We start from the raw sequence: 1,736 nt of genomic DNA, 5'->3' as shown, positions 1-1,736 counted from the left end.
TGGAGCTAATATTGCCATTACAGATAAAAATATTAAAAAAGGATTTTTATTTTCATCTATTAATATTCCAAAAGGAGCTGCAAACCACATAGATGGAACTAAACTATGCCAAAGCTTAGGTACATAAATAGCAGTAATATCTATAGTAGTAAAAAATCTATTAAATAACTGATACCCAAAAGCAAATAAAAATGCTAATAATATTTGAAAGTAATTTATAATATCCTTTAGCTTTTCTCCATCAAAGAACTTTAAAACTAAAGTATATAAAAACGCCGTTATTACTACAACTAATAAAGCTATTAGTATATTTTCCATAAAAAATATTGGTAGAAATATTACTCCATATTTTACTGTTCCAAATATTAAAGGTATTAAATTAAGAGACAATGATATACCAAGTAGATACATACATATATGAGTAAGCTTGGCAGCATTAAAGGTTTTACTATCTACAGGCTTTGGTAATAGTATGTTTTTTTCCTTTACATCTAATAAAACAGCTGAAAAATCTGATATCATAAGTGATACCATCATAAATAGATTTACACCAATAATAATATTTATATTTTTTAAAGCTGGCATATCAACTAACATTAACATTGCAATAAAAATGCTTAAAAATCCGTTAAAAAGAAGTAGGTGAGTATAATTATTCTTATCTTTATTTTCAGAAGATTTATTATTTGTGAAAACAGTACTTACTCTGCGTCCATCCATAGTTAATTTTATTTGCAAAATCATGCGCATAATATCATAATTAACACCGGCTTTTTTATACAGACCTTTAAATTTATCTAATAGTCTTAATACCGCAAATTCATTCATAGCTATACCTCTTGAACTAAAGAAACAATCTCTTTAGCAATCTGTCCATGTTCATTAAATCCTGTTAATTGATTGAATACTTCTTCTAAAGAGCTTTCCTTTTCACTATTTTTAAGCTCCTGAAAACTTCCATCTGCAGCTATTGTTCCATTATCAATAAGTATAATTCTATCACTTACCTTCTCTACAACATCCATTATATGCGAAGAATAAAATATAGTTTTTCCTTCCTTTGCAAGATTACTCATAACTTCTTTAAATATCATTACACTATTAGCATCTAGTCCACTTAAAGGCTCATCAAAAAATAATATATCTGGATTATGAATTAAACTACATATTATTAGTAGCTTTTGCTTCATTCCTTTTGAATATGAAGATATTCTTGAGTTTATAGCTCCTTGAATTGTAAATAACTTCATAAGCTTTTTTGCTTTTTCAATAAGGGTATTTTGATCTATTCCATATACTCCACCTAAAAAGCTTATATACTCAAATGCAGTTAAATTTTCATATATATCAGCAAGCTCTGGAACATATCCAATTTTCTTCTTGTACTCTACACTTCCATTACTTATATCTTGTCCTAATATTTTTACCTGTCCTGTATAGCCTTCTACTATACCAAGCATTATTTTTATAGTTGTACTTTTACCAGCACCATTAGTTCCTATATATCCTATTATTTGTCCTCTCTGTATCTCTAAATTTATTCCATTTAAGACACGTTTATCTCCAAAGTTCATTTTAAGATCTTTAATTGAAATTATACTCTCTAAATTCTCCATAAGTTTTTCCACCTCAAAACACAACATGTGTAAAATTAGTATTTTGTTTAGGCATCCGAAAATAAATAATAAGTCAAAGATGGGAAGTATATTTTGAGTTAGACAAGGAAACAGGTTCCG

1 protein-coding gene and 1 pseudogene are annotated in these 1,736 nt (G+C 27.6%); both read right to left on the bottom strand.

Translation table 11 applies throughout. The annotated features are described in order from the left end of the window. A pseudogene (locus tag B2671_RS06540) lies at positions 1-828 on the bottom strand (hypothetical protein); the annotation flags it as partial. Positions 829-830: 2 nt separating this feature from the next. Continuing rightward, positions 831-1,616 carry an ABC transporter ATP-binding protein gene (locus B2671_RS06535; protein ID WP_346869683.1) on the bottom strand — a complete coding sequence of 262 codons (786 nt, stop codon included), beginning with the start codon at positions 1,614-1,616 and terminating at the stop codon, positions 831-833. Positions 1,617-1,736 lie beyond the last annotated feature (120 nt).

It is taken from the genome of Clostridium sp. UBA5119, from assembly GCF_002414285.1.
GTDB lineage: Bacteria > Bacillota > Clostridia > Clostridiales > Clostridiaceae > Clostridium_J > Clostridium_J sulfidigenes.
Note: the sequence above shows the minus strand (reverse complement) of the source record. Positions and strands in the feature narration are given on the sequence as shown.

Excerpts from the sequence above, each read along its gene's own strand:
- B2671_RS06535 (WP_346869683.1), bottom strand. The coding sequence starts at position 1,616 with ATGGAGAATTTAGAGAGTATAATTTCAATTAAAGATCTTAAAATGAAC.